Source organism: Pseudomonas sp. NPDC087615 (genome assembly GCF_044743445.1).
Classification (GTDB): Bacteria; Pseudomonadota; Gammaproteobacteria; order Pseudomonadales; family Pseudomonadaceae; genus Aquipseudomonas; species Aquipseudomonas baetica_A.
The window spans coordinates 52206-59043 of record NZ_JBIUWM010000039.1 but is presented as its reverse complement, the minus strand read 5'-3'; the positions used below and the strand labels follow the sequence as shown (position 1 = coordinate 59043).

General features: G+C 59.7%; 7 protein-coding genes. 4 read left to right on the top strand and 3 right to left on the bottom strand.

Annotated elements, in window-relative coordinates; genetic code table 11:
• Positions 1–2 precede the first annotated feature (2 nt).
• Entirely contained in the window at positions 3–1421 is a 1419-nt protein-coding gene (locus tag ACIOU6_RS19175) for an FAD-dependent oxidoreductase (RefSeq protein ID WP_401138626.1), read from the top strand.
• A gap of 268 nt (positions 1422–1689) precedes the next feature.
• A complete protein-coding gene (hemE, locus tag ACIOU6_RS19170; protein ID WP_401138625.1) occupies positions 1690–2757 on the top strand; it encodes a uroporphyrinogen decarboxylase in 1068 nt (355 codons plus the stop codon).
• Between the two features lie 130 nt (positions 2758–2887).
• On the opposite strand, the gene ACIOU6_RS19165 is transcribed toward hemE, so the two are convergent.
• The gene (locus tag ACIOU6_RS19165; RefSeq protein ID WP_401138624.1) at positions 2888–4162 is read right to left on the bottom strand and encodes an MFS transporter; all 1275 of its coding nucleotides are present in this window, start codon (positions 4160–4162) and stop codon (positions 2888–2890) included.
• A gap of 118 nt (positions 4163–4280) precedes the next feature.
• On the opposite strand from ACIOU6_RS19165, the gene ACIOU6_RS19160 reads away from it, so the two are divergent.
• The gene (locus ACIOU6_RS19160) at positions 4281–5183 is read left to right on the top strand and encodes a LysR substrate-binding domain-containing protein (RefSeq protein ID WP_401138623.1); all 903 of its coding nucleotides are present in this window, start codon (positions 4281–4283) and stop codon (positions 5181–5183) included.
• A 102-nt stretch (positions 5184–5285) separates the two neighbouring features.
• Here ACIOU6_RS19160 and ACIOU6_RS19155 read toward each other — a convergent pair whose 3' ends face one another.
• Positions 5286–5723, bottom strand: coding sequence for an excinuclease (locus tag ACIOU6_RS19155; RefSeq protein WP_401138622.1), 438 nt, complete (start codon positions 5721–5723; stop codon positions 5286–5288).
• Positions 5724–5870: 147 nt separating this feature from the next.
• On the opposite strand from ACIOU6_RS19155, the gene ACIOU6_RS19150 reads away from it, so the two are divergent.
• Complete coding sequence (locus tag ACIOU6_RS19150; RefSeq protein ID WP_401138621.1) at positions 5871–6158, top strand: addiction module antidote protein; 288 nt, start codon at positions 5871–5873, stop codon at positions 6156–6158.
• Positions 6159–6386: 228 nt separating this feature from the next.
• On the opposite strand, the gene ACIOU6_RS19145 is transcribed toward ACIOU6_RS19150, so the two are convergent.
• Complete coding sequence (locus ACIOU6_RS19145) at positions 6387–6830, bottom strand: excinuclease (protein WP_221731293.1); 444 nt, start codon at positions 6828–6830, stop codon at positions 6387–6389.
• Positions 6831–6838: the final 8 nt, after the last annotated feature.

Below are 6838 nucleotides of genomic sequence, written 5' to 3'. Positions count from 1 at the left end.
CAATGGCTGAACGTCTGAATAACGACTTCCAGTTCATCGATGTCGGGCGCAAAGATCCGAAGAAGAAACTGTTGCGTCAACGCAAGAAAGAGTTCGTCGAGATCTACGAACCGTTCAAACCCCAGCAGTCGGCCGACCAGGCCCACCGCTGCCTGGGTTGCGGGATGCCGTATTTCGAATGGAAGTGCCCGGTGCACAACTTCATTCCCAACTGGCTCAAGTTGGTGGCCGAGGGCACCATCCTTGCCGCCGCCGAGCTGTCGCACCAGACCAACACCCTGCCGGAAGTGTGCGGTCGGGTGTGCCCACAGGATCGTCTGTGCGAGGGTGCCTGCACCCTCAACGACGGTTTTGGCGCGGTGACCATCGGTTCGGTCGAGAAGTACATCACCGACACCGCGTTCGCCATGGGTTGGCGCCCGGACATGTCCAAGGTCAAACCGACCGGCAAACGTGTCGCGATCATCGGTGCTGGCCCGGCAGGTCTGGGCTGTGCCGACGTGCTGGTGCGTGGCGGTGTGACCCCGGTGGTGTTCGACAAGAACCCGGAAATCGGTGGTCTGCTGACCTTCGGTATCCCCGAGTTCAAGCTGGAAAAGACCGTGCTGAGCAATCGTCGCGAAGTCTTCACCGGCATGGGTATCGAGTTCCGCCTCAACACCGAGGTCGGCAAAGACGTGACCATGGAACAACTGCTCGCCGAATACGATGCAGTGTTCATGGGCATGGGTACTTACACCTACATGAAGGGCGGTTTTGCCGGTGAGGACCTGCCGGGCGTTTATGACGCGCTGGACTTCCTGATCGCCAACGTCAACCGCAACCTGGGCTTTGAAAAGTCGCCGGAAGATTTCGTCGACATGAAAGGCAAGAAGGTTGTGGTGCTCGGCGGCGGCGACACGGCGATGGACTGCAACCGCACGTCGATTCGTCAGGGCGCCAAGTCGGTAACCTGTGCCTATCGTCGTGACGAAGCGAACATGCCCGGCTCGCGCAAAGAGGTGAAGAACGCCAAGGAAGAAGGCGTGAAATTCCTCTACAACCGCCAGCCAATCGCCATCGTTGGCGAAGACCGCGTCGAAGGCGTGAAGGTGGTCGAGACCCGTCTCGGCGAACCGGACGCCCGTGGCCGTCGCAGCCCAGAGCCGATCCCGGGTTCCGAAGAGATCATCCCGGCCGACGCCGTGGTCATCGCTTTCGGTTTCCGTCCGAGCCCGGCGCCGTGGTTCGAACAGTTCGAAATCCAGACCGACAGTCAGGGCCGCGTCGTTGCGCCTGAGCAAGGTCAGTACAAGCACCAGACCAGCAACCCGAAAATTTTCGCCGGTGGCGACATGGTGCGCGGTTCCGACCTGGTGGTGACGGCGATCTTCGAAGGCCGTAATGCCGCCGAAGGGATTCTGGATTACCTGGGCGTCTGATCACTTTTCAACCTGAAATGCGATCAAATTGTGGGAGCGGGCTTGCTCGCGAATGCTTTGTATCAGTCATCCGATGTATTGACTGACACGCCGCTTTCGCGAGCAAGTCGAATCGTCGCACCGCCGCTCCCACATTGGTTTCAGGGTGTTGCTGAAATCGCTGTAATCAGCGCGACAAATTGACCCGATAGACAAAAGGCTGACCTGCATCCGTGCCTTTTGCGTCGCGCTCTGAGAAAATGCCCGCACTTTTTTTCCGGATGCCGACATGACTGCCCTGAAGAACGACCGTTTCCTCCGCGCCCTGCTCAAGCAACCCGTTGACGTCACCCCGGTGTGGATGATGCGTCAGGCCGGTCGCTACCTGCCGGAATACCGCGCTAGCCGTGCCCACGCCGGTGACTTCATGAGCCTGTGCATGAATCCGGAATTCGCCTGCGAAGTCACGATGCAACCGCTCGACCGCTACCCACAACTGGACGCGGCGATCCTGTTTTCCGACATCCTCACCATTCCCGACGCGATGGGCCAAGGCCTGTACTTCGAGACCGGTGAAGGCCCGCGCTTCAAGAAAGTCGTCAGCACTCTCGCCGACATCGAAGCTCTGCCGATCCCTGATCCGCACAAAGACCTTGGCTACGTGATGGACGCGGTCAGCACCATCCGCCGCGAACTCAATGGCCGTGTGCCGTTGATCGGTTTTTCTGGCAGCCCCTGGACCCTGGCCACTTACATGGTCGAAGGCGGCTCGTCGAAAGACTTCCGCAAGACCAAAGCGATGCTCTACGACAACCCGCAAGCCATGCACCTGCTGCTGGATAAACTCGCGCAGTCGGTGACTTCGTACCTCAACGGCCAGATCATGGCCGGCGCGCAAGCGGTGCAGATCTTCGACACCTGGGGCGGCAATCTGTCGGCGGCGGCGTATCAGGAGTTCTCGCTGGCCTACATGAAGAAAATCGTCAGCGGCCTGATCCGCGAGCACGACGGTCGCAAGGTGCCGGTGATCCTGTTCACCAAAAACGGCGGCCTGTGGCTGGAAAGCATCGCTGACGCCGGCGCTGACGCATTGGGCCTGGACTGGACCTGCGACATCGGTAACGCCCGCGATCGCGTCGGCGACAAAGTTGCGCTGCAAGGCAACATGGACCCGACCGTGCTTTATGCAAAACCGGAAGCGATCCGCACCGAAGTCGGGCGCATTCTGGCCAGCTACGGCAAGGGCAGCGGCCACGTGTTCAACCTCGGCCACGGCATCACGCCTGAGGTTGATCCGGAACACGCGGGCGCCTTCCTGCGCGCCGTGCATGAGTTGTCGGCGCAGTATCACGAGTGATCGACGCCCAGCTCTAAGTTCAGCAAAGCAAAACGCCCGGCAAATGCCGGGCGTTTTTGTTTCCACGATCCGGAGCCGAAAACAGATCAACTGTGGGAGGGAGCAAGCCCCCTCCCACAGGGGATTTTTGTCAGGCTTTGACGCCGCCCAACGGCGGCAACTTCGCCAGCTTCAACGCCAACAACAACGCCACCAGCAACAGCGCGCCGATAAACAAACCAATCCCGTTCCACCCGCCCAAGTGCCAGAACACCCCACCCGCCGTCCCGGCAATGCTTGATCCGGCGTAATAGCTAAACAGGTAAAGCGAAGACGCCTGTCCTTTGGCTCTGGTCGCCCGCCGCCCGATCCAGCTACTCGCCACCGAGTGCGCCCCAAAGAAGCCAAAGGTGAAGATCAGCATGCCGATGATGATCAGCGGCACAGGGGTGAACATCGTCAGCGACAAACCTGCAAACATCAGCGCAATCGTCGCCCACAACACTTTGCGTCGGCCCAGTTTGTCCGCCAGCGAACCGATCTTCGCCGAGCTGTAGATCCCCGACAGGTACACCACCGACAGCAGGCCTACGAACACCTGATCGAGGTTGTACGGCGCCGCCAGCAGGCGATAGCCGATGTAGTTGAACAGGGTGACAAACGCGCCCATCAGCAGGAACGCTTCAAGGAACAGCAACGGCAAACCGGCGTCGCGAAAGTGCATGGTGAAGCCGTCGAGCAGGCTGCGCGGGTGCAGCGAGCGCGAACGGAAGTTGCGCGACTCCGGCAGGATTTTCCAGAACACCGCCGCCGCAATCAGCGCCAGACCGCCAATCACCAGCATCGCCGTGTGCCAACTGACGAAGTCGATCAGCACCCCGGTGATCAATCGTCCGCTCATCCCGCCAATCGCGTTGCCGCCAATGTACAAGCCCATCGCCAGGCCGATGTGCTGCGGGTGAATTTCCTCGCTCAAATAGGTCATCGCCACCGCCGCCAGACCGCTCAACGACAGCCCGATCAGTGCGCGCATGATCAGCACACCGTGCCAGCTCGGCATCATTGAACTGGCGATGGTGCACAGCGCCGCCGCGAACAGTGCAGTGACCATCACCGGTTTACGCCCGACCCGATCGGAAATCGGCCCGGTAATCAGCAGGCCGATAGCGAGCATGCCCGTGGCCACTGACAGAATCAGGCTGCTCTGCGCCGCGTTGATCCCGTATTCGTGGGACAGCAACGGCATCATCGGCTGCACGCAGTACAGCAGGGCAAAGGTCGCAAACCCACCGCTGAACAGCGCCAGTACCGTACGCATGAACATCGGCGTGCCTTTTTCGATGTAGATCTCTTGCAGCTCGGCGACGACATCGTCCGCCGCTGTGGGCGGGACTTCATGAGCAAGAGGGGCAGCGGCGGTTTTCACATCAGACCTCGAAGGGCACGGCCAGGCAGGCAATGAAAAAATCATATAGCTGGCTAATGTTTCTATCCAATATATTGTTCGACCTGTTTGATAGCTTTAACGACCTAATGGGGTTTTCATGGAACTGCGCCACCTTCGTTACTTCATTGCCGTCGCCGAAGAACTGCACTTCGGCCGTGCCGCACAGGCATTGGGCATCTCCCAACCGCCGCTGAGCCAGCAGATTCAGGCGCTGGAGCAAGAGGTTGGCGCGCGACTTTTCGAGCGTACCAATCGTCGGGTCGAGTTGAGCGAGGCCGGTCGGCTGTTCCTGGAAGAGGCGCGGTTGGTGCTGGCGCAGGTCGATAAGGCGGCGGACGTTGCCCGGCGTGCGCAACTCGGGGAGTTGGGGGAATTGAAGATTGGTTTCACCTCGTCGGCCCCGTTCAACTCGACCATTCCCCAGGCGATCTTTTCCTTTCGCCAGCGTTTCCCGGCGGTGCACCTGAACCTGCGGGAGATGAGCAGTACCCAAGTGGCTGAGGCGCTGGTCGATGAGTCCATCGAGGTCGGCATCATGCGCCCGCTGGGGTTGCCGGATTCGTTGAGCGTCGTCGAGTTGATGCGCGAACCGCTGGTGGCGGTGCTCAGTACCAAGCATCCGTTGGCCCAAGGCAGCGAGGAAGGCCTGTTCCTCTCGGCGCTGGCGCTGGAACCCTTCGTGTTCTTCCCGCGCAGCTATGGCAGCGGTCTCTACGCACAACTGCTCAGCCTGGCTCGTGACGCCGGCTTCAGTCCGCACTTCGCCCAAGAGGCCGGGGAGGCCATGACCATCATCGGACTGGTGGCGGCGGGGTTGGGCGTCTCGGTATTGCCTGCGTCCTACCAGCGGATGCGCATCGACGGCGTGGTCTACCGGCCGCTGCTGGATCCTGAAGCGGTTTCAGCGGTGTGGCTGGTGCAGCGCAAGGATCAGAAATCACCGATGGCCAAGGCGTTCGTTGAGCTGCTCACGCTTAAGGTTGAGCCTTCAATTGGGTAATGGCTGCGGGCCTCTTCGCGAGCAAGCCCGCTCCCACAGGGGGCCGCATTCCAGAGTGAGGCGGGCTTGTTCGCGAAGGCCTCCGCACCCACACCACCTCTTTTATGGCAACCGCACCAGATCCCCCTTCAACGCTACCCGCGTGACAAAAATCCCCGCCCGACACTCATACGTATTCAAATCCTTGCGCACATGCTGGTCGTAATAACTGACGATATTGACCACCGCATTCGCCCCGACCCGCTTGGCCTCGGCCTGCAACCTGATCAGGTTCGACTGCAACACCCACTCGCAGGAATCGTGATCGCTCTTGTTGAAACCGTTGGTCTTCAAATCACTGATCACATCGCGTTGCAGCAACTGCTGAGTGCCCTGCGGCCCATTTCCGGCCAGATAAAACTTCACACTGCCATCCAGCCGCCCGGCACGAATCGCGTGCGACAACACCGTCTCGAAGGGCATGTACATCAGATTGGTGGCATGGCTGGCGCTGGGGAGCAGACTGAAGAGCGTCGCGGCGATCAGGGCTTTCACTTGCATGGTCATCTCCTTGACTCAGTGAGCGAAACTCAACGATTTAACGAGTGTAGAACTAGTCATCCTCCTTTGTGGTGGAGATAAGAGCAGCCAACCCCGAGACATCAAGCAAGCCAGGCTCATCGCGGAGTCCTGGCAGGAGAACAATCCATGACCGAACAATTCGCTCGTTGGGACTCAGCCGAGTACCTCAAGACAGAAGAGGACATGGCTAACTGTCTCGATGCCTGTATGGAGGAGGCTGGAGACGAACCGGCCTTCATCGCCAAGGCGCTTGGCACCCTTGCGAGAGCGCGAGGCATGACTCAAGTCGCACGTGACGCTGGGCTTTCCCGAGAGAGCCTCTACCGCGCATTGTCAGGTGAAGGAAACCCCGAGTTCGGGACAATCGTGAAAGTAGTGAAAGCTTTAGGACTGAAGTTACATGCCAGCACTTGAGTTGAGTCGAACGACAAAGGGCGCCAATTCAGGCGCCCTTTGTCGTTTCTGCAGTCCCACCAATCCACGTACGCCAAATCCCCACGCAACGCCACGCTCGACACCAACATCCCAGCGCTGCACTGGAATTTCCGGTGTCTTTGTAAAGGTCACGCTGGTCGACGCTGGCGATGTTGATTACGGCATTGGCGTCGCAGGCAAGCTCCATGACGACAATGCATCACCGTCTTACTGAACCTTCGCCAGATCGCCCTTCAACGCAACCCCCGCCAGGATCGCGCCCGCGTGGCATTCGTACGTCTGTGCATCCTTGCGCTCGTTGCTCTTGTAGAAGCTGACGATATTGGTCACTGCATTGGCCCCGGCATTTTTCGCCGCTTGATGCAGGCTGATGATTGCCGATTGAACGACCCACTCGCAGGCGACGGTGTCGGATTTGTTGAAAGCGTTGGTTTTCTTGTTGGTCACGGCGCCGGGGCTGAGTACGGTGACTTTGCCGGCCGGGGTGTTGCCGGCCAGATAGAACTTCACGCTGCCATCGATTTTGCCCGAGCGGGTCGCTTCGGCGACGGCCTTGTCGAACGGCAGGTAAACCGCCGTGTCACGGGCCTGGCTGACGGCCGGCAAGGCGCAAAGCATCAGAGTGAAGGCAGCGAGTTTCTTGAAGTGCATGGAGGTCT